Below are 26743 nucleotides of genomic sequence, written 5' to 3'. Positions count from 1 at the left end.
CCCTACCCTTTCATCACGTTGACGTCTTCCACGGCGATTGAGCCGCGGTTCCGGTGGAAGACCACCAGGATCGCCAGACCGATCGCCGCTTCGGCGGCGGCCACGGTCAGAACGAGCATGGTGAAGATCTGCCCCATCATGTCGCCGAGGAACGACGAGAAGGCGACGAAATTGATGTTCACCGCGAGCAGCAGCAGCTCGACGGACATCAGGATGACAATCACGTTTTTCCTGTTCAGAAAGATCCCGAAGATCCCGATCGTGAACAGGATCGCCGCGACCGACAAATAGTGCGACAGACCGATTTCCATGGGCGCCTCGCCGTGCTCCCCTCGTTTACCCAAACCGGAGACCGCACGGAGGAGCGTGCCGGTCGCCGGGCTTTCCCAGATCAACCTGCTGTGGCGCCGAGGCGCATGACAGCAGAAGTAGATCAATTCAAAAGTGTTGGAGCGTCCTGCCTGTGTTCGACCGAACGCAGACTGCTCCGCCAACGCAACATGCGTGCGTCAGAGACCCTTGCCTGTTTCCACTTTCCGGATTTCAACCGAGGTTTCGCGATTGCGCGCAACCTGATCCGGAATGCTTTGACGTTTCACATTCGGCTTGTGGCGCAGCGTCAGGACGATTGCCCCGATCATGGCCACCAGCAGAACCAGGCCGGCGACCTGGAAGTAGTAGATGTACTTGGTGTAGAGCACCGACCCGAGAGCCTGAATGTTGTTCATCTCGGTAAGGGCCGGCGTCGGCTCCGAACCATGCCCCAGCAGTTCCGGTGCAATGATCCAGGCTCCCATGCCCATGAGCAGCTCGACCAGCAGGATCAGGCCGACCAGCGAGCCGATCGGCAGATACTGCAGGAAACCCTGGCGCAATTCGACGAAATCCACGTCCAGCATCATGACGACGAACAGGAACAGCACCGCTACGGCGCCGACATAGACGACCACCAGAAGCAGGGCCAGATATTCCGCGCCGAGCAGGATGAACAGGCCCGCGGAATTGACGAAGGCCAGAATCAGGAACAGGACCGATGACACCGGATTGCGGGAAGCGATCACCATGAAGGCGGACGCCAGGGTGACGCCGGCAAACAGGTAGAAAAAGAGGGCGTTCAGGATCATTTCGAGGACCTGCCTGTCGTGTGGCCTTTCGGCCGGAAGTGCGGGGCCCGGCCGGATTGCCGGGCGGAAGTCGCGGTGGTCGGTTAGCTCCTAGCGGTAAGGAGCATCGATTTCAATGTTGCGTGCGATTTCGCGTTCCCAGCGGTCCCCGTTCGCAAGCAGCTTATCCTTGTCGTAGTAGAGTTCTTCGCGGGTTTCCGTGGCGAACTCGAAATTCGGCCCCTCCACGATCGCGTCCACCGGGCAGGCTTCCTGACAGAAGCCGCAATAGATGCACTTGACCATGTCGATGTCGTAGCGCGTGGTCCGCCGGGTGCCGTCGTTGCGGCGCGGACCGGCCTCGATGGTGATGGCCTGCGCCGGACAGATGGCCTCGCACAATTTGCAGGCAATGCAGCGCTCTTCGCCGTTCGGATATCGGCGCAATGCATGTTCACCCCGAAAGCGCGGGCTCACCGGCCCCTTTTCGAACGGATAATTGACCGTTGGCTTCGGCTTGAAGAAGTAGCGCATCGCCAGAATGAAGGCGGACACGAACTCCTGCAGGAACAGCGATTTGACGGCTTGACTAAGTCCCATCGCTTTTTGCCTCTCTTTCCTCAACCGACCAGCTGGCTGGCGGCCCAATATCCAACGATCGGAAAGCCGATCACCGGAACTCCAAAAATCAGTGCGCTCAGGAGCGCCTTGTACCTGACCGCGGCGCCACCGTCGCCTCCGGCCTGTCTGTTTTTCATCTCCGCCGCCTGGACCATCCCCTTCAGGATCTTCCAGTCGAGCCAGCCCACGTAAAGGCCGATGGCGGCGCCGATGACGCCGGCCAGAGAGAAACTCACGCCGACCCCGGTGCCCAGCCCATGATCATCAGGACCGCGGCGACGATCACGACCATGGCCAGCGACAGCGGCAGGAACACTTTCCAGCCCAGGCGCATAAGCTGGTCATAACGGTAGCGCGGCACCATCGCCTTCACCATGGCGAACATGAAGAAGCCGAGGAAACACTTCAAAAGGAACCAGACGATGCCCGGAACCCAGGTGAACGGTGCGAAGTCGAATGGCGGCAGCCACCCGCCCATGAAGAAGATGCTCATCAGAGCGCACATCAGGCAGATGGCAACATATTCGCCCAGCATGAACATCATGTACGGGGTCGACCCGTATTCCACCATGAAGCCTGCGACAAGCTCCGATTCGGCTTCCGCCAGATCGAAGGGCGGCCGGTTGGTCTCCGCAAGGGCGGAAATGAAGAACACCACGAACATCGGGAACAGCGGCAGCCAGTACCAGTTCAGGAAGGACAGCCAAGGCACGCCGAGCAGGTTGGCCAGCCCGGTCTGCTGGGCATAGACGATCCCGGACAGGTTCAGGGTGCCAGCGCACAAGAGGACCGTGACGATCACGAAACCGATGGAAACCTCGTAGGACACCATCTGTGCCGCCGAGCGCAGCGCCGACAGGAACGGATATTTGGAGTTCGACGCCCAGCCACCGATGATGACCCCGTAGACCTCGAGCGAGGACACCGCGAAGACGAACAGGACGCCGACATTGATGTTGGCGATCACCCAGCCATCCGCCACCGGGATCACCGCCCAGGCGGTCAGCGCCAGCAGAACGGAGACCAGCGGCGCCAGCAGAAACAGGATTTTGTTGGACCCTGACGGGATCACCGGTTCCTTCAGAACGAACTTCAGAAGGTCGGCGAAACTCTGCAGCAGCCCCCAGGGGCCGACCACGTTCGGACCCCGGCGGATCTGGACGGCTGCCCAGATCTTGCGGTCGGCATAGAGAATGTAGGCGACAATCACCAGTAGCACGACCATCAGCAGAACGCTCTGGAACGCCATCCAGAGGAACGGCCAGCCGTAGGTCGTCATGAACTCAGCCATATCGGTCCCCTACCCCTTATTCAGCTGCTTCGGCCGCACGCGTCCTGGCGAGCGCCGAACACTCGGCCATCACCTTGGACGCGCGAGCGATAGGATTGGTGAGATAAAAGTCCCGGATCTGATTGGCAAACCCGGAACTGTCCATCTTGGCTTTGGCATTGGCCAACTTGCCGAGATCGGCGGCGTCGGCCGCTTCAACCGCGTCGATCGATGCCATGTGCGGCACGGCTTCGAAGAGGGCCGCGCGCAGCTGGCTGAGCGAATCGAATTCCAGCGTGTGACCGAGCACCGCGGAGAGCGCACGCAGGATCGCCCAGTCCTCGCGGGCCTCTCCCGGAGGAAAGGCAGCCCGGTCGGCCATCTGGACGCGTCCTTCGGTGTTCACGTAGATCGCCGATTTTTCCGTGTAGGCCGCGCCCGGCAGGATCACGTCCGCGCGGTGCGCGCCGCGGTCACCATGGGTGCCCTGGTAGATGACAAATGCGCCTTCGGGAGCCTCGACTTCGTCCACACCCAGAAGGAACAGGACGTTGAGCGCCCCCGGCGCCAGCATGGCCGCCGTGTCCTTGCCGCCGTCACCGGGCACAAAGCCGAGATCCAGCGCACCGACCTGGGCGGCTTCGGTATGCAGGATGTTGAAGCCGTTCCAGCCGTCCTTGACCACGCCGAGTGCCTTTGCGGCCGCCGCGATCGTGGCCAGAACCTCGGCCCCGTCAGGACGGTTGAGCGCGCCCTGCCCGACGATGAACATCGGACGCTCGGCCTTGGCCGGCGCATGGTCGGCAAACTCTTTCAGGCTGTCCGGTCCGGCACCGAGATAGGTGACCGGATACGTCAGGTCCGCATTCTCGCCGATCAGGCCGACGGTGAGATCGCCGCGGCTCCACCGCTTGCGGATGCGGGCGTTCAGCACCGGTGCTTCCAGGCGCGGGTTGGTGCCGATCAGCATGATCGCATCGGCTTCCTCGATCCCCTGGATCGTGGAATTGAAAAGATAGCTGGCGCGGCCGTTTTTCGGATGCAGAGGCGAGCCCGGGAACCGGCTGTCGATATTGGCGACACCGAGCTTGTCCATCAGGCCCTTCAGCGCGAACATGTCCTCGACACCGGCCATCTGGCCGGCAAGCGCGCCGATCCTGTCGGCGGACGCGGCCTTCACCTTGTCTGCGATGACCTGAAACGCCTCGGACCAGGAGACCGGCTGCAGCTTGCCGTCTTTCCGCGCATAAGGCCTGTCCAGCCGCTGGGTCTTCAGACCGTCCCAGATGTAGCGGGACTTGTCGGAGATCCACTCCTCGTTGACCGCTTCATTGAGCCGCGGCATCAAGCGCATGACTTCCTTGCCGCGCGTGTCGACACGGATCGCCGATCCGACCGCATCCATCACGTCGATACTTTCGGTCTTGGTCAGCTCCCACGGGCGGGCATGAAATTCGTACGGCTTGTGCGTCAGCGCACCGACCGGGCACAGGTCGGCGACATTGCCCTGCATTTCGGAGGAAAGTGCCGCTTCCAGATAGGTGGTGATTTCCGCGTCTTCGCCGCGGCCGATCAGGCCCATGTCCGCGACACCGCAGACTTCGGTGGTGAAGCGGACACAGCGCGTGCAGTGGATGCAGCGCGTCATGATCGTCTTGATGAGCGGGCCGATTTCCTTGTTCTCGACGGCGCGCTTGTTCTCGTTGAAGCGGGACCCGTCGACACCGTAGGCCATGGCCTGGTCCTGCAGGTCGCATTCACCGCCCTGATCGCAGATCGGGCAGTCCAGCGGATGGTTGATGAGCAGGAACTCCATCACCCCTTCGCGGGCCTTCTTGACCATCTCGGACCTGGTCTCGACCACCGGCGGTTCGCCGTTCGGTCCCGGACGCAGGTCCTTCACGCCCATGGCACAGGAGGCGGTCGGCTTGGGCGGTCCGCCCTTCACTTCCACCAGGCACATGCGGCAGTTGCCGGCGATCGACAGCCGGTCATGGTAACAGAAGCGCGGAACCTCGGCGCCCGCCTCTTCACAGGCCTGAAGCAGCGTATAGTCCGCCGGGACATCCACTTCGTTGCCGTCGATGATGAGCTTCGTCATCCGTTGCTCTCCAAATCCCGTTCCGCTCACTCGGCCGCCACCATGGTCGAAGACGTCTTCGACCTGGCGACATAGTCATCGATGCGCTGTTCGATGACCGGCCGGAAATTCTTGATCAAACCCTGGATCGGCCAGGCGGCCGCATCCCCGAGCGCACAGATCGTGTGTCCTTCGACCTGCTTGGTCACCTTGAACAGCATGTCGATTTCCTCGTAGGAGGATTCGCCCTTGACCATGCGTTCCATGACCCGCCACATCCAGCCGGTTCCTTCCCGGCACGGCGTGCACTGGCCGCAGCTCTCGTGTTTGTAGAAGTAGCTGAGCCGCGCGATGGCCTTGATGATGTCCGTGGACTTGTCCATCACGATCACCGCCGCCGTGCCAAGGCCGGAGCCCATGCCGCGCAGGGTGTCGAAATCCATCGGCGCGTCCTTGATCTGTTCCGCCGTCAGACACGGAACGGAGGATCCGCCCGGGATCACCGTCAGGAGATTGTCCCAGCCGCCACGGATACCGCCGCAATGCTTGTCGATCATCTCGGAGAACGGAACGCCCAGCTCTTCCTCGAAGGTTGCCGGCTGGTTGACGTGGCCGGAGACGCAGAACAGCTTGGTGCCGGTGTTGTTCGGACGGCCGAGCGCGGAAAACCAGGCGGCTCCCCGGCGCAGGATGGTCGGAGCAACCGCGATCGATTCCACGTTGTTCACCGTGGTCGGACAGCCGTAGAGGCCGACATTGGCCGGGAACGGCGGCTTCAGGCGCGGCTGGCCCTTCTTGCCTTCCAGGCTTTCCAGCAGGGCCGTTTCCTCGCCGCAGATATAGGCGCCGGCGCCCTGGTGAACGTAGATGTCGAAATCGTAGCCGTTCTTGTTGTTCTTGCCGATCAAACCGGCGTCATAGGCCTGGTCGATCGCCGCCTGCAGGCGTTCGCGCTCACGGATGAATTCGCCGCGCACGTAGATGTAGGCGGCGATCGCCCCCATGGCGAAACCGGCGACCAGGCAGCCTTCGACCAGCGTGTGCGGGTCGTGGCGCAGGATCTCACGGTCCTTGCAGGTGCCCGGCTCCGATTCGTCTGCATTGACGACCAGATAGGCCGGACGGCCGTCGGATTCCTTGGGCATGAACGACCATTTCAGACCGGTCGGAAAGCCCGCCCCGCCACGGCCGCGCAATCCCGAATCCTTCATTTCCTGAATGATCCAGTCGCGGCCCTTGTCGATCAGCCCCTTGGTGTCGTCCCACTGTCCGCGCGTCTTCGCCCCATCCAGGCCCCAGTCGTGCAGACCGTAGATATTGGTGAAGATCCGATCCTGATCTTTCAGCATCCCTTCCCCCTAGTCTTCGCTCTTGGAGGAGGCCACTTGTCCGGCTTCCACGCGTTTGGAAAAATCTGTGGTCTCACCCGAAGCGAGAACCTTGGCCTGCTCGATCCAGCCGTCCCGTTCGATCCGGCCCTTGAATTTCAGCCGGCCGTCGACCCAGGCAACCTCTTGCGGGCCCCAGCTCGCGATCTGGTCGAAGTGGTAGAACCCGAGCTCGTTGAGCGTGCCTTCCAGCTTCGGACCGACGCCTTTCAGCTTCTTGAGGTCGTCCGGCTTGCCGCCGCGGGCCTGGCTGAGTGTCTCCGGCGCCTGTTCCGCGACCTCCGGTGCCTTGTCGGCGGTCACCGGTGCCTTGCCCTTCGCCGCAGCCGCGCCACTGGTGTCCGCGGCGCGCGCGACCTCGACCTCGGCCCGTCCGTCCGGATCGGGGCGGGCCTTGTTTTCGCTTCTGGCCTTGGGTGTGGCGGCCTTCTTGCCGGGATCGTCGCCGGCCGCTTTCGCCTTGACCGTCGGCTTGGTGTCCGGATCGGCTTTTTTCGGCGCGGAGGCTGCCGGGTTTTCGACCGGCTGCTTTTCCGCCTTGGCGGCGAACGCGGCCCTCACCTTCGCGACCGCGTCTTCCGCCGGGGTCGGAACGCCGTCATAATCGTTGCCGCCCGCATTGATCGGAGCGCCTGCGAAGGCATGCGAGGCCTTTTCGGCGCCATCCACCACATGCGGAACGGGAAGTTCACCGCGCGACTTGTCGTCGATTTCCGTCAGCGAGGTCTGACCACCTTCGGCCATGCCGAACCGGCGGCCATTCTGCGGACCCGGGGTCACTTCCTTGCCGGCGGCGATGTCGTCGATCAGCGTGTTGAAGCTGTCCGGCGTCAGGTCCTCGTAGGTGTCCTTGAAGATCTGCACCATCGGCGCGTTGACGCAGGCGCCAAGGCACTCGACCTCTTCCCAGGAGAACATGCCGTCCTCGGAAATCTCGTGCATGTGCTTGGCGATGCGCGACTTGCAGATCTTGATCAGATCTTCCGACCCACGCAACTGGCACGGGGTCGTGCCGCAGACCTGGATATGGGCTTTGCTGCCGACCGGCTGCAGCTGGAACATGGTATAGAACGTCGCCACTTCCAGAACGCGGATATGAGGCATCTCCAGCAGGTCCGCGATGAAGCGGATCGCCGGCTCGCTCACCCAGCCGTCGTTCTGTTCCTGCGCACGCCACAAGAGCGGAATGACCGCGGAGGCCTGACGGCCCGCAGGATACCGGTTGATCAGCTTCTTCGCCCAGTCGAGATTCTCGCTGGTGAACGCGAAGCTGTCTGGTTGTTCCGCGGCAAGTCGACGAACTGCCATGGTGCTATCCCCGTTTTGTCACGATGACCGGAGCCGGACGGGCGGCTGCCAGGGTCGAAAAATGGTGGCGGGCCGCCCGCATCAGCGGTCGACCTCACCGAACACGATGTCCATGGACCCCAGCACGGCCGAAACGTCGGCGAGCATGTGGCCCTTGCACAGGAAGTCCATCGCCTGCAGGTGCGCGTAACCGGGCGCCTTGATCTTGCAGCGATACGGCTTGTTGGTGCCATCGGCAACAAGGTAGACGCCGAATTCGCCTTTCGGTGCCTCGACGGCGGCATAAACTTCGCCGGCCGGGACATGATAGCCTTCGGTATAGAGCTTGAAGTGATGGATCAGTGCTTCCATCGACCGTTTCATCTCACCCCGTTTGGGCGGAACGACCTTGCCGTCGGTGGTCGAGACCGGTCCCGTTTCCACGGTCAGCTTTTCTAGGCACTGTTTCATGATTCGGATCGACTGGCGCATTTCATCCATGCGAATCAGATAGCGATCGTAACAATCGCCGTTCTTGCCGATCGGAATGTCGAAGTCGAGTTCGCCGTAGCATTCGTAGGGCTGCGACTTGCGCAGGTCCCAGGCAGCGCCGGAGCCGCGCACCATCACGCCGGAGAAACCCCAGGCCCAGGCATCGTCCAGATCGACCACGCCGATATCGACGTTGCGCTGCTTGAAGATGCGGTTGTCGGTCAGAAGGCCTTCGATGTCGTCCAGCGTCTGCAGGAACGGATCGCAGAAATCCCAGATATCGTCGAGCAGGGCGCGCGGCAGGTCCTGGTGGACCCCGCCCGGCCGCACATAGGCGGCATGCATGCGTGCGCCGCAGGCGCGCTCATAGAACACCATCAGCTCTTCGCGCGGCTCGAAGCCCCACAGCGGCGGCGTCAGCGCGCCGACATCCATGGCCTGTGTGGTCACGTTGAGAAGATGCGACAGCACCCGGCCGATCTCGGAGAACAGCACGCGGATCAGCTGACCGCGCTTCGGCACCTCGATGCCGAGAAGCCGTTCGACGGACATCGCGAAGGCATGTTCCTGATTCATCGGCGCCACGTAGTCGAGACGGTCGAAATAGGGAATGGCCTGCAGATAGGTTTTCTGCTCGATCAGCTTTTCCGTGCCGCGATGAAGCAGCCCGATATGCGGATCCACGCGGGTCACGACTTCGCCGTCGAGCTCCAGCACCAGGCGCAGAACGCCGTGAGCCGCCGGGTGCTGCGGACCGAAGTTGATGTTGAAGTTCCTGACCTGAGCCTCAGCCATGTTGAGGTTCCTGCTGTTGAGTGAATAACGCGATGACTTCCGGACCTGTCAGTCTGCGGGTGTCATTGGCAAAGGCGTAGTTGTACGGCTGTTCATCGACGAAGATCTCCGATGTCATCGTGAACACGGACGGGTCGTCGAAGGCTTGGGCGGACACGCTGGCATGCGATCCGTCCGCCATGCGCCAGATCAGCGACGAACCGCATCTGGTGCAGAAAACCCGCTCTCCGTAATCGGAGGCCTTGTAGATGCCGATGGCGTCCTCGCCTTCCAGCACGATGGTGTCACTGGCGCCGCAGTCCACGGCCATGAATGCACCACCCGTCCAGCGCCGGCACATCGAGCAATGGCACACGCCCATCTCGATTTTCTCGGGCGCCGCGGTAAACCGGACCGCGCCGCAGAGACATCCGCCTGAAAGCCGTTCGCTCATGCCTGCCCCGCCGTCAGTTCGTCGTTGCTTTTTCGTCGCCCGGAAGGACGTAGTCGGTGCCCTCCCACGGCGACATGAAATCGAAAGTCCGCATTTCCTGATTGAGGCGTACCGGCTCATAGACGACGCGTTTCTTCTCGTCGTCATAACGCACTTCGACAAAACCCGTGACCGGAAAGTCCTTGCGCAGAGGATGGCCGTCGAACCCGTAGTCCGTCAGGATTCTGCGCAGGTCCGGATGGCCCGAAAACAGGATACCGTACATGTCGTAGGCTTCCCGCTCGAACCATTCCGCCCCCGGAAAGAGCGGCGTGAGCGAGGCCACCGGCGTGACTTCATCCGTGGCCACCTTGACGCGGATCCGCTCGTTCTGCACCGGCGAGAGAAAATGGTAGACGACGTCGAAACGCTTTTCGCGCTCCGGATAGTCCACGCCGCAGATATCGGTCAGATTGACGAACTTGCAGGAATTGTTGTCGCGCAGGAAGCGGACGACATCGAGGATGTCGGTCGCGTTCACGGTCAGCGTCAGCTCACCGAATTCGACCTTCCAGGACACAAGGGACTCGCTCAGGCCGAGCTCGATATGCTCGGCGAGTTCCTTCAACGTCTCGTCCATCGTGTTCGCCCTCACTCGAAGATCAGCGGATGACCGGTCGCATCCGGTTGATCATCCGGAAACTGATCCGGTCCACTTCATTGGAACACTGCCCGCCCGCCTGGGCGCTGGTTGCTCCGGAAGTCTGTCGTGCGGGCATCGCGCGCCCGCGTCCTTCAGGATTGCGCCGCCTTTCCGGCGGCAGAACCCTATCTTTCAATCGTACCCGTGCGCCGGATCTTCTTTTGAAGCATCAGCACGCCGTAGAGCAGCGCCTCGGCCGTCGGAGGACAGCCCGGGACGTAAATATCGACCGGAACGACCCGGTCGCAGCCGCGCACCACCGAATAGGAATAGTGGTAGTAGCCGCCGCCATTTGCGCAGGACCCCATGGAGATTACGTAGCGCGGCTCGGGCATCTGGTCGTAGACTTTGCGCAGCGCGGGCGCCATCTTGTTGGTCAGCGTTCCGGCGACGATCATGACGTTGGACTGCCGCGGAGACGCGCGCGGGGCGAACCCGAAGCGCTCGGCGTCGTAGCGCGGCATCGACATCTGCATCATCTCGACGGCGCAGCACGCCAGGCCGAATGTCATCCACATCAGCGAGCCCGTACGCGCCCACTGGATCAGGTTGTCCGTGGAGGTGACCAGAAACCCCTTGTCCGCCAGCTCGTTGTTCACATCCATGAAGAATGCGTCGTCTGCGCCGACAGGCTTGCCGGTGTTCGGGTCAATCACGCCTTGCGGCTGCGGAGCGACGAGCGTCCCGGTCGAGGTCAATCCCATTCCAGCGCTCCCTTCTTCCATTCATAGATAAAGCCGATGGTCAAAACGCCCAGAAAAATCATCATCGACCAGAAACCGTACCACCCCAGTTCGCCGAAGACCGTTGCCCAGGGAAACAGGAATGCCACTTCCAGATCGAAGATGATGAACAGGATGGATACCAGATAGAAGCGCACATCGAATTTCATGCGCGCGTCGTCGAAAGCGTTGAAACCGCACTCGTAGGCGGACAGCTTTTCCGGATCCGGATTCTTGTAGGCCAGAATGAAAGGCGAGATCAGCAACGCAAGGCCGATCACCAGCGCTATGCTGATGAACACGACGATCGGGACATATTCCCGCAAGAGTTCTTCCATGTCTTTCGCGTCCTTGCATATGGAGGCGGATCTGGAGACGATCCGGTGCCAGGCGGCGCACCCCGTTGGTTCATTTACACACAGGTCACGCGGGGCCTGCCAGCCAGATGAATCCAACATGCGAGCGCACGCTTAGCTTACGCCTTGGTGCAACGCAAGACCCCCGTGCGGTCAAACTCTTGCCATGTTTGAACCAATTTCAGACCGACCCCCGACAAATCCTAGGTTTCACCCCGTTTGCGGCAAAGCAAAAACTTTGCACAGGCTCAATGGAATTATGCCGCACCCGCGCCGGATTTCCACCCCCCGTACAGAATCGGAATTTACGAAGTGTGAAACCCAAAACAGAAGAAAAATGAAGCCTCTGCATCTGCGGGACCGTGGACCGCCCGCGCGAACTCCCGGACCCGCCAGGTGACCGGCCGAACGGACCGGCAGGCAACGCAAACCGGCGGCGCGTGACGTTTGTTGACGTCGCGCTTTAAAAAGTCCGCAGAAGTTTTTGAGAAACAAGGCAAACCGTGAGTGGCGCGAGTGACGGGACTCGAACCCGCGACCTCCGGCGTGACAGGCCGGCACTCTAACCAACTGAGCTACACCCGCACATTCACGGTAGCATGCGCCCTTCCCCCGACGGTACAATGTACCCTTGAAGGGAAGTGGCGCGAGTGACGGGACTCGAACCCGCGACCTCCGGCGTGACAGGCCGGCACTCTAACCAACTGAGCTACACCCGCTTGCGGAACGAACAAGTGTCCGTTCCGAAGTGGCGCTGATGTACGGCGGCTGGATGGCGAAGTCAAGCACTCTGCGCCCACTATTGTATCGTTTTTACGAAAGCTGCGGAAAACCCGACCTTCGGGTTTTTCCCTAAGCCGCCTGCGATGTGGATAACTATCGCAAACGCGGCCGGACAACCGCTCGCTCCCGCCGGTTGCCAGGCAAGCGCCCGAAACGCTGGACCTAAAAACGCCGGACCCGAAAACGAACCACGTGGATTCGATACCTGCCCCGATGACCGGCAATGTCAGAAGCCGTCCACCCGGCTGACGGCATGTGCCGGCAGAAGCAGGTTCACAGAGTGTGGAATGCGGAGGGAGAATGGTGGGCGATGAGAGACTCGAACTCCCGACATCTTCGGTGTAAACGAAGCGCTCTACCAACTGAGCTAATCGCCCTCATTGAGGTGAGACGCCTTTTAGGGGGTCCCCCGGCGCTTGGCAAGAGCAAAAACCGAAGACCGCTGAATATCACACGGCTGACCCGTCCTGTGGACATTTCGGCCGGCCGCAGGGCCTGCCGGCTTCCGCCGGGCGATACCGGTCAACGAAACCGGTAGGCGAATTGCAGCATGTCCGTGAGACCGCGCTGCGGATTGTCTGCGGCAAGACCGTTCCGGTTGAAGAACTGCACCAGGCGGGCGATACCCTGCTGGTCATCCGGCCCCCTGGGCGGTGGCTGGTCCATGAGCTTTGCGGCGATGATCCAGGACATCGTCCGCCGGAAACGCTTCTGGTTGGCGCTGAACTCGGGGTTGCTGGCCGCACGTTCGAACAGTCCGCCCCAGGCTTGATTGACGGCATCGTTGATGGCTTCGACCCGGATGAACCCCGCCTTGTTCGGACTGCGTGCCTTGTTGAGGAGGTGGTCGATGTTGTAACCGGCGAGATCGGAGGCCGTCGCCTTGATACCGTAGACCTGTTCGGCAAATCCGAGCCAGGCTTTCTGGTAGGAGGAATACCCTGCCCGCACCCAAACGCTGGCATTCTCGTCCGGATTTCCGGGTTTGCGCACGATCGCGACATTCTTCAGGCTGCGGCGTCCGGCCCGTTCGGGCGTGATCGTGTCGTCGTATCCGTCGAGAAACACCAGGCGGCCGAGCCTTTCGGGATGCTCGACCTGGACCTGGACAAGAGGATCGCGGACCCAGGCCTCAAATAGCGCCTTCTGGCGGCGGCTGATCATGGCTTGCAGCGACATGCCCGGTTCCCGTTCCGCGGCGCCAGGAGGGCGCCCTGACGCCCATCATAGCGGCGAAACCGCCGCCATGGCAGCCCCGGACGGGGAATTGACCGCCGAAAAATGAAAGACCCCGCATCCGGCACCGGATGCGGGGTCTTTCGAAGAAAATCGCCTATGAGCGCCTTAAGCGTTCACAGCGTCCTTCAGGCCTTTGCCGGCCTTGAACTTCGGCGTCTTAGAAGCCGGGATCTGGATCGTATCGCCAGTCCGCGGGTTGCGGCCTTCAGTGGCTGCACGCTCGGAAACCGTGAAGTTGCCGAATCCGATGATGCGGACTTCGTCGCCGCTCTTCAGCGTGTGCGTGACAACTTCAAAAGTTGCGTCAACTGCTTCGCCTGCCTGCGCCTTGGTGAGGCCGGTCTTTTCTGCAACAGCTGCGATCAGATCGTTCTTATTCATAGCAGATACCTTTCTAAGAAACGGCAGAGTGCCGACGATTCCTGTCAGCGCCGTTGCGCGAAATTCGGGTGATTTGACTCGAAACGCAAGGCTTTTTTTCGCAGAAAACAGCCATTTCGACCGGTTTTTCAAAAGAAAAGCCCCGGTTTTGCCGGGGCTTTCCTGTTTTTGCGATGCAGCAAGGCTTTTAGTGGGCCAGAACACCCGACGTGTCGTCTTCTTTTCCACTCGCTTTGGTTGCCGCTTCCGCGGCGGTTTCATCCCATTCGATCGGCTCGGGCAAACGGACAAGCGCGTTTTTCAGCACCTCCTCCATGCTCGAGACCGGGATGATCTCAAGCGAGTTCTTGACCGAATCCGGGATCTCCGCCAAGTCCTTGGCGTTGTCTTCCGGGATCATCACCAGCTTGATGCCGCCACGCAGCGCAGCCAGAAGTTTCTCCTTCAGACCGCCGATCGGCAGGATCCGGCCCCGCAGGGTGATCTCGCCGGTCATGGCCACGTCCCGGCGAACCGGAATGCTGGTCAGGGTCGAGATCACCGCCGTTGCCATGGCGATACCGGCGGACGGACCGTCCTTCGGCGTCGCCCCTTCCGGCACGTGAACGTGGATATCCTTCTTGTCGAAGGTCGGCGGTTCAATGCCGTAGTCGATCGCCCGGGAGCGGACATAGGAGGCCGCCGCCGAAATCGATTCCTTCATCACATCCTTCAGGTTGCCGGTCACGGTCATCTTGCCCTTGCCCGGCATCATCACGCCCTCGATGGTGAGCAGTTCACCACCGACTTCCGTCCAGGCAAGACCGGTGACGACACCGACCTGATCCTCGAGTTCCACCTCGCCGTAACGATAGCGCGGCACGCCGAGATATTCCTCGACAACCTCCATCGTGACCCTGACGCTTTTCTTGTCGTTCATCAGGATATCCTTGACCGCCTTACGGGCCAGGGTTGCCATTTCGCGTTCGAGGTTACGCACACCGGCTTCGCGGGTGTAGCGGCGAACCACGAACTGCAACGCGTCATCATCGATGGAGAACTCGCCTTCGCGAAGGCCATGATCCTTTTCCGCCTTCAGGATCAGGTGCCGGCGGCAGATTTCCACCTTCTCCTGCTCCGTGTAGCCGGCGATCCGGATGATCTCCATGCGGTCCATCAGCGGACCCGGAATGTTCAGCGTGTTCGCCGTGGTCACGAACATCACGTCCGAAAGATCGTACTCGACCTCCAGATAGTGATCCATGAACGACGAGTTCTGTTCCGGATCGAGCACTTCCAGAAGCGCCGAGGACGGGTCGCCGCGGAAGTCCATTCCCATCTTGTCGATTTCATCGAGCAGGAAGAGCGGGTTGGACTTCTTCGCCTTCTTCATCGACTGGATGACCTTGCCGGGCATCGAGCCGATGTAGGTGCGCCGGTGACCGCGGATTTCGGCTTCATCGCGCACGCCGCCGAGCGACATGCGGACAAATTCACGGCCGGTCGCCTTGGCGATCGACTTGCCGAGCGAGGTCTTGCCGACACCGGGAGGACCGACGAGGCACAGGATAGGTCCGCGCAGCTTGTTGGCCCGGCTCTGCACCGCGAGATATTCGACGATCCGCTCCTTGACCTTATCCAGACCGTAGTGATCCGTGTCGAGCACCTTTTCGGCAAAGCTGAGGTCGTGTTTGACCTTGGACTTCTTGCTCCACGGAATACCGATCAGCCAGTCCAGGTAGTTGCGCACGACGGTCGCTTCCGCGGACATCGGGCTCATCTGCTTGAGCTTCTTGATTTCCGCGGCGGCGCGCTCGCGCGCTTCCTTGGTCAGCTTGGTCTTCTTGATCTTCTCTTCGAGTTCGGCCACCTCGTCCCGGCCGTCCTCACTGTCGCCCAGTTCCTTCTGAATGGCCTTCATCTGCTCATTCAGATAGTACTCGCGCTGGGTCTTCTCCATCTGGCGCTTGACGCGGGACCGGATGCGTTTTTCCACCTGCAGGACGGAGATTTCGCTCTCCATCATGCCAAGCACACGCTCGAGCCGTTCCGCGACGGAGACGACGCCGAGAATCTCCTGCTTTTCCGGGATCTTGATCGCCAGATGCGAGGCGATGGTGTCGGCCAGCTTGGAATAATCGTCGATCTGGTTGACCGCGCCGAGCACTTCCGGTGAAACCTTCTTGTTCAGCTTCACGTAGTTCTCGAATTCGGAGACGACGGACCGCGCCAGCGCTTCGACCTCGATGTCCTCGCCCTCACGCTCCGGCAGCACGGTCGCGGAGGCCTCGAAATAATCGGTCCGGTCGGAATATTCGCCGATCTCGGCACGCGCACCGCCTTCAACCAGCACCTTGACCGTGTTGTCCGGCAGCTTCAGGAGCTGCAGCACGGTTGCCAGGGTGCCGACATTGTAGATCTGGTCCGGATTCGGGTCGTCATCCGCCGCATTCATCTGGGTCGCCAGAAGAATGTGCTTGTCCGTGGTCATGACTTCTTCGAGCGCCTTGATCGACTTCTCGCGGCCGACAAACAGCGGCACAATCATGTGCGGGAAGACAACAATGTCACGCAGGGGCAAGACTGGATAGACAGCCGTGCCGTCCTGAGACGTGCTGTCGTGATCTGTGGCGCGAGTTTCTGCGTCGCTCATTTTTTTTCCTTTCTCGGCGTGTTTCGGCCCCACTCGATAAAAAGGCAACCAAAACACTTGAATACGGCTCCTGGACTGACATGTCCCGGTGGCCTGACCGCAGCACCCCGATCGGGCGCACTGACGATCCGCGCAAGCCGTCCGTTGACCTATTAGGTGGACACCTGACCTGCCGGTGTCAAGGCAATCGGGTTACGACGCCAGGTCTTGTCTGTTGACGAACAGCGCCTCCGGTGGAAAACGTGTTTCGAACAGCGCGAACACCTCAAAAGCAAAATGCCGCTCCCGGAGAAGCGGCACTTGGTCTTTGTTCAGTTCAGGTCATCCCGCCCTGCGCATCAGGCACTTGTGGCGGACGTCTCTTCCCGATCCTCGTAGATATAGAGCGGCCGGGCTTCGCCTTTCACCACTTCGGGAGAAATTACGACTTCCTTCACGCCCTTCAGGCCGGGGAGTTCGTACATGGTGTCGAGCAGAATCGATTCCAGAATGGAACGCAGTCCGCGCGCGCCGGTCTTGCGCTCGATCGCCCTGCGGGCAATCGCCTTGAGGGCTTCCTCGTGGAAGGACAGTTCCACCTGCTCCATCTCGAACAGCCGCTGGTACTGCTTGACGAGCGCGTTTTTCGGCTCCGTCAGGATGGTCACCAGGGCATCCTCGTCGAGATCTTCCAGCGTCGCGATCACCGGCAACCGGCCGACGAACTCCGGAATGAGACCGAACTTCAGCAGGTCTTCCGGTTCCAGAACGGAAAACAGCTCACCGATCCGCCGGTCTTCCGGGGCGTGAACCTGCGCCTGGAACCCGATGGACGTCTGGGTGCCGCGATCGGAAATGATCTTGTCCAGTCCGGCGAACGCGCCGCCGCAGATGAACAGGATGTTGGTGGTGTCCACCTGCAGGAATTCCTGCTGCGGATGCTTGCGGCCGCCCTGCGGCGGAACGGAAGCCACCGTGCCTTCCATGATCTTCAGGAGCGCCTGCTGCACACCTTCACCGGACACGTCCCGGGTGATCGACGGATTGTCCGCCTTGCGGCTGATCTTGTCGACTTCATCGATGTAGACGATGCCGCGTTGGGCACGTTCGACATTGTAGTCGGCGGACTGCAGCAGCTTCAGGATGATGTTCTCGACATCTTCGCCCACGTAGCCGGCTTCGGTCAGCGTGGTCGCGTCGGCCATCGTGAAGGGAACGTCCAGGATGCGGGCAAGGGTCTGCGCCAGAAGCGTCTTGCCGCAACCGGTCGGTCCGACCAGCAGGATGTTCGACTTTGCCAGTTCCACATCGTTGCTCTTCGATGCGTGATTGAGGCGCTTGTAGTGATTGTGGACCGCGACGGAGAGCACCTTCTTGGCACTGCCCTGCCCGATCACGTAATCGTCCAGAACGTCGCGAATTTCCTGAGGGGTCGGAATTCCGTCCCGCGACTTCACCAGCGAGGACTTGTTCTCCTCACGGATGATATCCATGCACAGCTCGACACATTCATCGCAGATGAAAACAGTCGGGCCGGCGATCAGCTTGCGCACTTCATGCTGGCTCTTGCCGCAGAAGGAACAGTAGAGCGTATTCTTTGAATCGCTGCCGCTGGCCTTGGTCATGTATTCAACCTCGCGTTATGGGGAGTGTTTCCCCTTATCTGTCCGGTCGCGGCCAAACGATGGCGGAACCGGTTCTGAAGCGACTCCAGATATCGCTTCACAATATGATGTCATCATGCTTCGCCATTAAAAATCAATATAGGTTTAAGGCAAAGATGAAAACCCGGCATCTCCTGGGGAATTTCCGGTCTTAATCGTGAATTTTCACATCCATGCTTAAGACCGGGTAATTCCGGTCAGCTCTCGCTGTCACCGCCAAGCGTCAGCCGGTCGGTGATTACCTTGTCGACAATGCCGAATTCCTTCGCCCTGTCGGCAGTCATGAAATTGTCGCGTTCCAGCGCGGTTTCCACCTGGTCCAGGCTCTGGCCGGTATGCTTCACGTAGATGTCATTCAGCCGGCGCTTCATGGCCAGGATTTCCTGTGCATGCAGCATGATGTCGGCTGCCTGGCCACGGAAACCGCCGGACGGCTGGTGCACCATCACGCGTGCATTCGGCAGAATGAAACGCATGTCCTTTTCGCCCGCCGCCAGCAGCAGCGAGCCCATGGACGCCGCCTGGCCGATGCACAGCGTCGACACGGCGGGACGGATGAACTGCATCGTATCATAGATCGCAAGCCCGGATGTCACGAGTCCACCCGGGGAATTGATGTAGATGGCGATTTCCTTGCTCGGGTTCTCCGCTTCCAGGTAAAGAAGCTGGGCGCTGACAAGGGTGGCCATGTGATCTTCGACCGGACCGGTCAGGAAGATGATGCGCTCCTTCAGCAGGCGCGAGAAGATATCGAACGCCCGCTCGCCACGGTTTGTCTGTTCGACAACCATCGGTACGAGCGTGTTCATGTAGATATCGACAGGATCCTTCATGCCTCATCCATATGCTTGAGAGAATGCCCGGATGAATCGCGGGCAGGACACAGACCGAGAAGCGCATCGTTTCAGGGCCTGACTCGAAAAAAGCGACACCCCGTATATATGGGATGTCGCCCTCAACGCAAAGTCATGACAGGTGCGGCGTGAAAGCAAGGTTAAATCCGGCGCCGCATCTGGGGATTACAGGGACAAAGTCGCTTACGCGTCGTCCTCGTCCTCGGCCACGAGCTTCTCCAGCTCTTCCTTGGTCACCGTCTTGTCGGTCACCTTGGCGAGTTCCAGCATGAAGTCGATGACTTTTTCCTCGTAGATCGGCGCGCGCAGGCTCGCCAGGGCCTGCTGGTTGTTCTTGTAGAATTCGAACACCTGCTGTTCCTGGCCCGGGAACTGGCGGACGCGGTCATACAGCGCCCGCTGAATTTCCTCGTCGGTCACCTGGATGTTGTTCTTCTCGCCGATTTCGGAAAGCACGAGACCGAGACGGACACGGCGCTCGGCGATCTTGCGGTATTCCGCCTTCGCCTCTTCTTCCGTGGTGTCTTCGTCCTCGAAGGTCTTTTCGTTGCGCTTCATGTCCTCTTCGACCTGTTTCCAGACGATGTCGAATTCGGACTCGAGCAGCTTGGACGGCAGTTCGAAGGAATAATGCTCGTCGAGCTTGTCCAGAAGCTGGCGCTTGACCCGCTGGCGGGTCATCTGACCGAACTGGCCCTCGATCTGGCCACGAACGATTTCCTTCAGCTTGTCGAGCGACTCAAGGCCGAGGCCCTTGGCGAACTCGTCGTCGATCTTGGCTTCGCCCGGCGCGGCAACTTCCTTGACGGTCACGTCGAAGGCGGCGGACTTGCCGGCAAGATGTTCTGCCGGATAGTCCTCGGGGAAGGCCACTTCGACAACTTTCTCGTCGCCGGCCTTGACGCCGATGAGCTGCTCTTCGAAGCCCGGAATGAACTGGCCGGATCCCAGAACGAGCTGGCCGTTCTCGTCTGCCCCGCCTTCGAACGGCTCGCCGTCGATCTTGCCCAGATAGGACATGGTCACGCGGTCACCATCCTTGGCGGCGCCCTTCTTGGCGTCGAACGGTGTGTTGTTCTTGGCGATCTCGGCAACCTGGTCGCTGACTTCCTCTTCGGCGATCTCGACGACCGGACGCTCGATTTCGATTCCGGAGAAATCGACAATCTCGAACTCGGGCAGAACATCGTAGGTCATCTTGAAGGACAGGTCGGCGTCGCCGGCCAGGATCTTCTCGGCATCATCTTCCGGCAGATCGATCTCCGGGGTCAGAGCCGGGCGCTCGGAGCGCTCCTCGACGGCCTTCTGGGTGGTTTCCTGGATGGTATTCGACAGGATTTCGGCCATGGCCTGACGGCCATACATCTTTTTCAGATGGCCGAGCGGAACCTTGCCCGGACGGAAGCCCTTGATGTTGGCCTTGGATTTCATGTCGGCCATGTAGTCGTCGAGCTTGGTGGCGAGATCGCCAGCCGGAATGTCGATTTTCAGCTCGCGCTTGAGGCCTTCGGAGAGGGTTTCGGTTACCTGCATGGGTTTTGTCGTCCTCGATCCCGAGCGGCAGTCCGCCCCGGAGGTTTCGTTATTTGATTCCGTGTGCCGCATTGCCCGCGCCTCCCTTTTTCCGGAAGCGTCCAAACGGCGATGCCTCGCCCCGAACGGAGTCCGGGACGCACGATGGGAGCGCGATAAAGGCTGGGGTGGAAAGTGTCAAGGGGAGAGCCCCCGATTGTGCCGCGCTCGCGGACAGATCCAACCCCGGAATCGGCCGGATGGAATCGGAATTACCCTTATTAAGAGAAATTTATTATCTTGCGACCAAAAAGAGAACCCCTGATAGAAATTACAGGATCAAGTTGCGAAACAACATCGGCAGCGCAGGCCGGTGTCCACACCAGCCAGTGATGCCCTCAAGGAGCGCCAGCAACATGAGCAATGACCCCACCCCCTCCCTTCCGACGGCCAACTATTTCGCAGTTTCGATCACCAACAATACGGCAAAGTCTGGCGGGGGCCTGGAAAACTCAAAGCTCTTTCTTTCCCTGGTGAGCCAGACCCAGGCCTATAAGTTCATCAAGCACAAGAACTCCAATAACAAAACGGTCTATCTGGCAACAACCGATACCCCGACCAGCGGCACCGTGGCTTCCATCCCGCTGTCGGACCTGATCAACCAGATTGAAGACAGCCTTGGGTTTTACGTGCAGGTCTTCGACGGCTCCCCGATCGAATTCACCGGCGGCCGGCTCTACTTCGCGGCCGAGGCCGACGCGGTGCCATATTCATCCGGCGCGCCCGGCGGCATCAGTCCGGATGCCGGGTTTGACTTCGATTTCATCGAGTTCACTGTCGACAGCACGACCAACCAACTCAATCTTGACACGACGCAGGTCGACCAGTTCGGCATGCCGATCTACCTGCAGGTCGACCCGGCGGTGCCTGATTTCGCAAACGGCACCGGTATCGTGCAGAATCTGACTCGCGAAGGCTACGAAGGTTCGACAAGCGCGGTCGATGGCGGCATCATCGGCGCTTTCAAGAATTATTGCTCAGGCTCGACTTCACCGTTCACGGCCTATCAAGGCGTCGCGCCCGCCGCTGCGCCGGCCGTGCAGCGTCTGCTCGCACCGCAGCATGTCATCGACGCCGCTTCCGGGGACCAGTCGACCGCCGGCCTGCGTGCCGCATTCGACGAGGCGCTCTACAGACTGTTCAATCGCTATTGTTCCAGCACCGGCGGGGGTGGACAAACGCTCTACCTGACCGGCAACGGAAACAATGGCTTCGAGATTTTCGCCGGAACAGTGATCACAGACTTCGAAATGGAAGACAACACGGGCACCAGGACGACCTACACGGTCTTCCAGTTCACCGGTACGGGCTACGAATACCTGCGCAGTGATTCCACCTTGAGCCCGGTCGGCTCCGGCGGCAAGGCGGTCTATCAGATTTACTATCCGTATTTCAGTGACAACGACAGCAACACCTTCAATACGGCCCTGACCTCTGCTTCCAGGGCGCCCTTCTGGTTCGGCGGTTTTCCAAAGGCATCCGCCGAATACAACCTGCCGATCACTTCGGCCGGCCGCATGGTTTTCGGCGCAAGTGGCTGTTTCGCCGACAACAGTTCTCAGAACGCCTACTATCAGACCAAGGCAGAGATGCCGGCAAATTTCGACCCGGTCATGCTTGGAAATCTCGAGAACCAGCTTGCGACAATGCTCAACCGTGGCGTTGCCCCGGACACCGGCAACACAAATCATCCCGAGAACCTGCATCCGCGCACCGGCTCGAACACCAACTACGACCTTATTTTCGTTGACCTGGCGAAGACACGGTCCAAGACGACCATTCCGCTGCAGGGAACTTTGGCCGGCGCGCAGATTTCCTACGATCCGGCAATCTTGCAGCCTGGTCCCGGGCAGGCCACTATCTGGAACAGCCTCTCAGGAACAATCCACTTCTACGACAAGACCAAGGCCGAATACGTTGAAATTCAGACCTTCAAGGCTGACCGGAGCAACGTCACCTCGTCCTTCACCCTGGCGGCCGTTACCTCTGCGGCAAACAAGGTCGACAGCGCAAACTTCGGCTTCGGCGGGGATGGTCAGGTCAATACGATCCAGTTCGACTGGGAAAGTGCGGTTGATCTGAGCGGTTCGAACCCTCCGCAAGTCAGCTTCACCTTCGACAGCGGGCAGAAGACAGAGGAAGCGCATTACGCGACGCTGCGCCTGTTCACCCCGTATGACCAGACAAAAACATACACGTTTGCGACCGGCGACCTGGGACCTAGTAGCAAATTTTCCAGCGGATTGACCGGTGCGGTTTCTGCCCAGAAGCCGACCACCGGCATGACCATAAGCTCAATCGGCCTGAGCAATCCAACCTACGTCTATCAGGCCGAGGCCAGTCAGCCGGATTCAATTGTCATCTACTCTCCGCAAGCGCTTCCGCAGGGCATCAACACGAGTATCCTGACCTTCTCCACCTTCTATCCGGTCGATACCGCCAACGCGCCTGTCGGCGGGTGGAACGCCTACGCCGCCTTCTTCCACATCGGCAACCCCGCCAGCGCGTACCCGCCTCCAACAGTCGACGGCAAGGGCTATGCCTTCGCCTATGACGACAATGGCGGCTACAGTTCCGACATCACCGTCACACTGCCGGATTTGCAACCAGACAAGCCCGCCGTCGCCACGGTATTGGAGCTCACCTTGCTGCCCTGGTGGGCACCGTGGACACACGGCTTTGAATCCGAGCGCGGCTAGCGTTGGCTGGATTTTTTCGGAATTCCGGATTTCTTCGGCACGGCAGAGGACACCTGGACCTGTCGTGCCGATAGCGCAGAATGCATGGCGCAGGTGAGAGGAGCGATCCAGAACCGCGCTCAAGCAGCCCGAAGGGCGGTAGCGCCAATAAAAATGGTGCGGATGGAGGGACTTGAACCCCCACGCCTTGCGGCACCAGAACCTAAATCTGGCGTGTCTACCAATTTCACCACATCCGCATCACCAGGCACGCGCCCGTGATTGAAGCGGGGCCTTAATAGCATCGCTGTTTTTTCCGTCAAAGGAAAAACCAGCCCTCCCTCAGGCCGGTCCGGATCTCTCCACAAGCGCCTGGATCGCGGGTTTCAATGCGGGGGCTAGATCCTCCGCCGTCAGGCCCGGCCCGGCGTGCCGGCCGGCCTCGCCATGCAGCCAGACCGCCTGGCAGGCAGCCTCGAATGCGGGGACGCTCTGGGCCAGAAGGCCGGCCACGATGCCGGCAAGCACGTCGCCCGATCCGGCAGTCGCCAGCCAGGGCGGGGCATTGCGGTTGATCGCGGCGCGCCCGTCCGGAGCTGCAATGACCGTATCGGCGCCCTTGAGAACAACGATTGCCCCGGACCTTTCGGCGGCCGCGCGGGCACGCGCGAGCTTGCCGCCGGAAAGATCGGGAAACAGACGGGCGAATTCGCCCTCATGTGGCGTCAGAACCGTCGATCCCGAACCGTTCGCCACCAGGGCGAACAGCGCCGCAGGATCTTCGGAAAAGCTGGTCAACGCGTCCGCATCCAGCACCACCGCCCGCCCGGCTCCCAGCAGGGTGGCGACGGCAGTACGGGCCGCCTCCCCGACACCGTAACCCGGCCCGATCAGCACCGCGTTGAACCGCCGGTCATCCAGCATCCCCGAAATGGCGTCCACGTCGGCGACCTTTTTCAGCATCACCGCTGTCAGGTGGCTAGCATTGACCATCAGCGCGCCCGGCGGCGAGGCCAGCGTCACCAGCCCGGCGCCGGCCCTCAGCGCGGCGCCGGCGGACAGGCGCGCGGCACCGGTGGCCGAAACAGGCCCGCCGAACACAAGCGCATGTCCCCTGGAATACTTGTGCCCGCACGGGTCGGCTTGCGGCCACGCGTCCAGCCAAAGTTCCGGCACGTTGACGAAGGTTGCCGGGGCAATCTTCACAAGGACCTCGGCCTTGATGCCGATATCGGCCACGACGATCGCGCCGCCAAGCGCCCTGCCCGGATAAAGCAGGTGACCGGGCTTCTCGCGGAAGAAGGTGACGCTCGTCGTCGCCTTGATCGCCTGCCCCGCAGCCGAGCCGTCCGCCCCGTTCACTCCCGACGGCAGGTCGACGGCAACAACAGGCCTGCCGGACGCATTGACGGCGGCAACGATGTCCGCGAGCGGCCCCTCCGGCGGCCTGTCGAGACCGGCACCGAACAGGGCGTCCACGATCAGGTCCGCCCGGTTCACCGCCGCAGCAAGATCCTCCGCAATCCGGTCGTTCACCAGCAGGCGAGCGTGCGGCAGGCCCATGCGCCGGAAGGCCTCCCGCGCATCGCCCTTCAGGTTGTCCGGTGACGTGAGCAGCCGCAGGTCGATGTCGTAACCGGATGCCTTCAGGCATCGCGCGGCGATGAAGCCGTCGCCGCCGTTGTTGCCCGGGCCGCACAGCACCAGAATGCGGGCGCCGGGAGACACCAGCCCGGCAGCGGCCCACGCGACCGCCTGGCCTGCGTTTTCCATCAGGTCAATTCCGGAGATGCCCCCCTCAATGGTCCGCCGGTCCGCCGACGCCATTTCCACCGGGGACAGGAGAGCTGCGGCGTGGCGACGAAAGTTTGGGGTCATATGCGCAAATCTCCCTTTGCAATCATTGGCTTCACCATCTTGGCACGCCTCGCCCGGAACGAAGAACAGTCCGTGTGGCCGGATCTTCCAATTGGCCGGATCTGTCGTCAGGCCCGTTTCAGCGGAACCGAAATGCTGACGGCCACGCCACTGGCGTTGAACTGCCTGTCGAACCTGCCACTCATTTCACCACCGATCAGAGCCTCGATGAGACGGCTTCCGAAGCCGAAAGTCTGCGGCGCGGCGACTTCCCTGCCTGTTTCCTCCCGCCAGTCCAGTTCCAGCCGCGCACCATCCGGACCGACCTCGGTTCTCCAGGTGACCTCGAAGCAGCCGCCATCATTGAAGACTTCCGAATATTTCATCGCATTGGTCGCCAATTCATGAAACACGAGCCCCAGCGCATGCGTCCCGGTTTCATCGAGCTGCACGGCCGGACCCTCCAGCCTGACGTTGCCGGCGCCGTCGCCGAAGACCTGCTGGAGTTCCTGCAGCAGCAACGCCCTGAGATCGGCTTTCGCCCAATGTGAGCGTGTCAGCAGGTCCTGTGCGTTGGCCATTGCTTGCAGACGGGCCCCGAAGGATTCGCTGAACGCCTCCAGATCCTGTGATGCCCCTGCGGTCTGGCGGGCAATGGCCAGGATGCGCGCAATCGAATTCTTGATCCGGTGCTTCATTTCCTGAAGCATCAGATCCTTCTCCTGGATCGTTTTCTCCGACATCTCCTTCAACCGCCGGTTCGCTTCCCTGGCCTTCAGCCTTGAGCGGACGGAGACAGCCAGTGCCGCGGAAAAGAGCAGCGAGACGGCGCCGAGCATGAAAGTGCGCCAGTAGGCGAAACCGTTCTGCCGCGGCGCGGCGTCGATAACGGAGATTTCCCACGCCCGGCCGCCGACATCGATCTGCCTGGTCGCCAGATAGGCCGCGTCCCCGGCCTTGTCGGAAAACGCCTCCGATTCAAACAGCAGCTCCGGCGCGGTGTCCGTGACATCCACGGTGCGCACCAGGACCGGAACGGGCGTCGGCAATGTCAGTGCGGCCGAGTGCAAATCTCCGGCCCGGAACGGCGCGTAGACGAAACCGTCGATGAAATCCTCTCCGTTGAAGGTTTCGCCCGATCGAGCGCCGGCCGCGCTCAGCGGCAAATAAGCCAGAAAACCGGTTTGCTTTTCCTCGGTGATCTCCTGGACCAGCATGACCGGTGCGGACGCACTCACGTTGAGAGTGTCGGCGGACGTGAGCATGGCCGTGCGGCGAACCGCGTCGCTGAACATGTCATAGCCCAGAGCGGCCTTGTTGCGAACGTCGAGGGGTTCCAGCAGAACGATCGGCGTCCGGTGGTCCTGCCCCTCCCGGGGCCAGACCGGACGCTCGAGATCGTAGTTCCGGTGCAGTTCGCGAACCGCCTCGTCTTCGTTGCCGGACTTTATCAGCCGGGCGAACCCGATCCCCTGCATACCCGACAATTTCCCCTTCAGGAACAGGCCGAGGGCAAAGCTCTGAAACTTGCTCCGGGTGATTTCCGCGCCGTCGGCACCGAGAAACGAATGTGTCGCGACAATGAGCGAAAAATTCTGCTCGGTCCGGTCCCGGATACGGTCCACCGCATCGTCGGCAAGGATTTCGAATGCCTGCCGCTGCGAGGTCCGCTCGGACTCCAGAATGACGTAGGTAAGGGCCAGTCCAATCGCAGCGCTTGCCACAAACACGAGAAGTGGGATGTGCTTCTTCATACCCGCAGGTCCTATCAGAATGGCGAACATCGCAGGGGTAGAGAGTTCCCCGTTTGCTGACAACAGAAATCACGTTTCCAGCAAGCAGAACAGGCGTTTATAAACTCCTGAAGACTTTTCA

22 protein-coding genes and 4 tRNA genes are annotated in these 26743 nt (G+C 60.9%); 1 reads left to right on the top strand and 25 read right to left on the bottom strand.

Features of this window, described 5'->3' with window-relative positions; translation table 11 throughout:
• Positions 1-2 precede the first annotated feature (2 nt).
• The 22 genes from nuoK to tig all read right to left on the bottom strand — a co-directional run bounded on the left by nuoK (position 3) and on the right by tig (position 20294).
• The gene (gene nuoK, locus AC0VX3_RS13815; RefSeq protein ID WP_141186421.1) at positions 3-311 is read right to left on the bottom strand and encodes an NADH-quinone oxidoreductase subunit NuoK; all 309 of its coding nucleotides are present in this window, start codon (positions 309-311) and stop codon (positions 3-5) included.
• 198 nt (positions 312-509) lie between these two features.
• Positions 510-1124, bottom strand: coding sequence for an NADH-quinone oxidoreductase subunit J (locus AC0VX3_RS13810; protein ID WP_342895010.1), 615 nt, complete (start codon positions 1122-1124; stop codon positions 510-512).
• Between the two features lie 90 nt (positions 1125-1214).
• Positions 1215-1703, bottom strand: a complete 489-nt coding sequence (nuoI, locus tag AC0VX3_RS13805) for an NADH-quinone oxidoreductase subunit NuoI (protein WP_342895009.1) — start codon at positions 1701-1703, stop codon at positions 1215-1217.
• Positions 1704-1723: 20 nt separating this feature from the next.
• A complete protein-coding gene (locus AC0VX3_RS13800) occupies positions 1724-1960 on the bottom strand; it encodes a hypothetical protein (protein WP_475521014.1) in 237 nt (78 codons plus the stop codon).
• On the bottom strand, positions 1957-3015 hold the full coding sequence (gene nuoH / locus AC0VX3_RS13795) for an NADH-quinone oxidoreductase subunit NuoH (RefSeq protein WP_342895007.1): 1059 nt from the start codon (positions 3013-3015) through the stop codon (positions 1957-1959). Before nuoH ends, AC0VX3_RS13800 begins: the two co-directional genes overlap by 4 nt.
• 16 nt (positions 3016-3031) lie before the next feature.
• Positions 3032-5095 carry an NADH-quinone oxidoreductase subunit NuoG gene (nuoG, locus tag AC0VX3_RS13790; protein WP_475521013.1) on the bottom strand — a complete coding sequence of 688 codons (2064 nt, stop codon included), beginning with the start codon at positions 5093-5095 and terminating at the stop codon, positions 3032-3034.
• Positions 5096-5121: 26 nt separating this feature from the next.
• Positions 5122-6423 (bottom strand): NADH-quinone oxidoreductase subunit NuoF, encoded by a 1302-nt coding sequence (nuoF, locus tag AC0VX3_RS13785; RefSeq protein ID WP_475521012.1) that lies wholly within the window; start codon positions 6421-6423, stop codon positions 5122-5124.
• A gap of 9 nt (positions 6424-6432) precedes the next feature.
• The gene (locus tag AC0VX3_RS13780; protein WP_475521011.1) at positions 6433-7770 is read right to left on the bottom strand and encodes an NADH-quinone oxidoreductase subunit E; all 1338 of its coding nucleotides are present in this window, start codon (positions 7768-7770) and stop codon (positions 6433-6435) included.
• Between the two features lie 81 nt (positions 7771-7851).
• The gene (locus AC0VX3_RS13775; RefSeq protein ID WP_475521010.1) at positions 7852-9036 is read right to left on the bottom strand and encodes an NADH-quinone oxidoreductase subunit D; all 1185 of its coding nucleotides are present in this window, start codon (positions 9034-9036) and stop codon (positions 7852-7854) included.
• Complete coding sequence (locus tag AC0VX3_RS13770) at positions 9029-9469, bottom strand: GFA family protein (RefSeq protein ID WP_475521009.1); 441 nt, start codon at positions 9467-9469, stop codon at positions 9029-9031. Before AC0VX3_RS13770 ends, AC0VX3_RS13775 begins: the two co-directional genes overlap by 8 nt.
• Positions 9470-9482: 13 nt before the next feature.
• Positions 9483-10088, bottom strand: coding sequence for an NADH-quinone oxidoreductase subunit C (locus AC0VX3_RS13765; protein WP_342895001.1), 606 nt, complete (start codon positions 10086-10088; stop codon positions 9483-9485).
• Positions 10089-10276: 188 nt separating this feature from the next.
• Positions 10277-10855 (bottom strand): NuoB/complex I 20 kDa subunit family protein, encoded by a 579-nt coding sequence (locus AC0VX3_RS13760; RefSeq protein WP_475521008.1) that lies wholly within the window; start codon positions 10853-10855, stop codon positions 10277-10279.
• Positions 10846-11211, bottom strand: a complete 366-nt coding sequence (locus AC0VX3_RS13755; protein ID WP_475521007.1) for an NADH-quinone oxidoreductase subunit A — start codon at positions 11209-11211, stop codon at positions 10846-10848. Before AC0VX3_RS13755 ends, AC0VX3_RS13760 begins: the two co-directional genes overlap by 10 nt.
• A 526-nt stretch (positions 11212-11737) precedes the next feature.
• Positions 11738-11814 (bottom strand) — tRNA-Asp (locus AC0VX3_RS13750).
• A 57-nt stretch (positions 11815-11871) separates the two neighbouring features.
• A tRNA-Asp gene (locus AC0VX3_RS13745) sits at positions 11872-11948 on the bottom strand.
• Between the two features lie 365 nt (positions 11949-12313).
• Positions 12314-12389, bottom strand: a tRNA-Val gene (locus AC0VX3_RS13740).
• A gap of 145 nt (positions 12390-12534) precedes the next feature.
• Positions 12535-13191: a hypothetical protein gene (locus AC0VX3_RS13735; RefSeq protein WP_348146857.1), complete on the bottom strand. Its 657-nt coding sequence runs from the start codon at positions 13189-13191 to the stop codon at positions 12535-12537.
• Positions 13192-13356: 165 nt separating this feature from the next.
• Entirely contained in the window at positions 13357-13632 is a 276-nt protein-coding gene (locus AC0VX3_RS13730; RefSeq protein ID WP_342895859.1) for an HU family DNA-binding protein, read from the bottom strand.
• A 187-nt stretch (positions 13633-13819) separates the two neighbouring features.
• Positions 13820-16264, bottom strand: coding sequence for an endopeptidase La (lon, locus tag AC0VX3_RS13725; RefSeq protein WP_475521006.1), 2445 nt, complete (start codon positions 16262-16264; stop codon positions 13820-13822).
• A gap of 338 nt (positions 16265-16602) precedes the next feature.
• On the bottom strand, positions 16603-17868 hold the full coding sequence (gene clpX, locus AC0VX3_RS13720; RefSeq protein ID WP_342895850.1) for an ATP-dependent Clp protease ATP-binding subunit ClpX: 1266 nt from the start codon (positions 17866-17868) through the stop codon (positions 16603-16605).
• Positions 17869-18104: 236 nt separating this feature from the next.
• Positions 18105-18740, bottom strand: coding sequence for an ATP-dependent Clp protease proteolytic subunit (locus AC0VX3_RS13715; RefSeq protein ID WP_348146850.1), 636 nt, complete (start codon positions 18738-18740; stop codon positions 18105-18107).
• Positions 18741-18944: 204 nt separating this feature from the next.
• Positions 18945-20294, bottom strand: coding sequence for a trigger factor (gene tig, locus AC0VX3_RS13710; protein ID WP_475521005.1), 1350 nt, complete (start codon positions 20292-20294; stop codon positions 18945-18947).
• Between the two features lie 239 nt (positions 20295-20533).
• Between tig and AC0VX3_RS13705 the strand changes: the two genes are divergently transcribed.
• Positions 20534-23032 (top strand): glycoside hydrolase 64/thaumatin family protein, encoded by a 2499-nt coding sequence (locus AC0VX3_RS13705; protein ID WP_475521004.1) that lies wholly within the window; start codon positions 20534-20536, stop codon positions 23030-23032.
• Positions 23033-23186: 154 nt separating this feature from the next.
• Here AC0VX3_RS13705 and AC0VX3_RS13700 read toward each other — a convergent pair.
• The 3 genes from AC0VX3_RS13700 to AC0VX3_RS13690 all read right to left on the bottom strand — a co-directional run bounded on the left by AC0VX3_RS13700 (position 23187) and on the right by AC0VX3_RS13690 (position 26622).
• A tRNA-Leu gene (locus tag AC0VX3_RS13700) sits at positions 23187-23271 on the bottom strand.
• A gap of 82 nt (positions 23272-23353) precedes the next feature.
• Positions 23354-24889: an NAD(P)H-hydrate dehydratase gene (locus AC0VX3_RS13695; RefSeq protein ID WP_475521003.1), complete on the bottom strand. Its 1536-nt coding sequence runs from the start codon at positions 24887-24889 to the stop codon at positions 23354-23356.
• A 107-nt stretch (positions 24890-24996) separates the two neighbouring features.
• Complete coding sequence (locus tag AC0VX3_RS13690) at positions 24997-26622, bottom strand: CHASE domain-containing protein (protein ID WP_475521002.1); 1626 nt, start codon at positions 26620-26622, stop codon at positions 24997-24999.
• Positions 26623-26743 lie beyond the last annotated feature (121 nt).

The organism is Roseibium sp. QJM3NY_11 (genome assembly GCF_056173175.1).
Note: the sequence above shows the minus strand (reverse complement) of the source record. Positions and strands in the feature narration are given on the sequence as shown.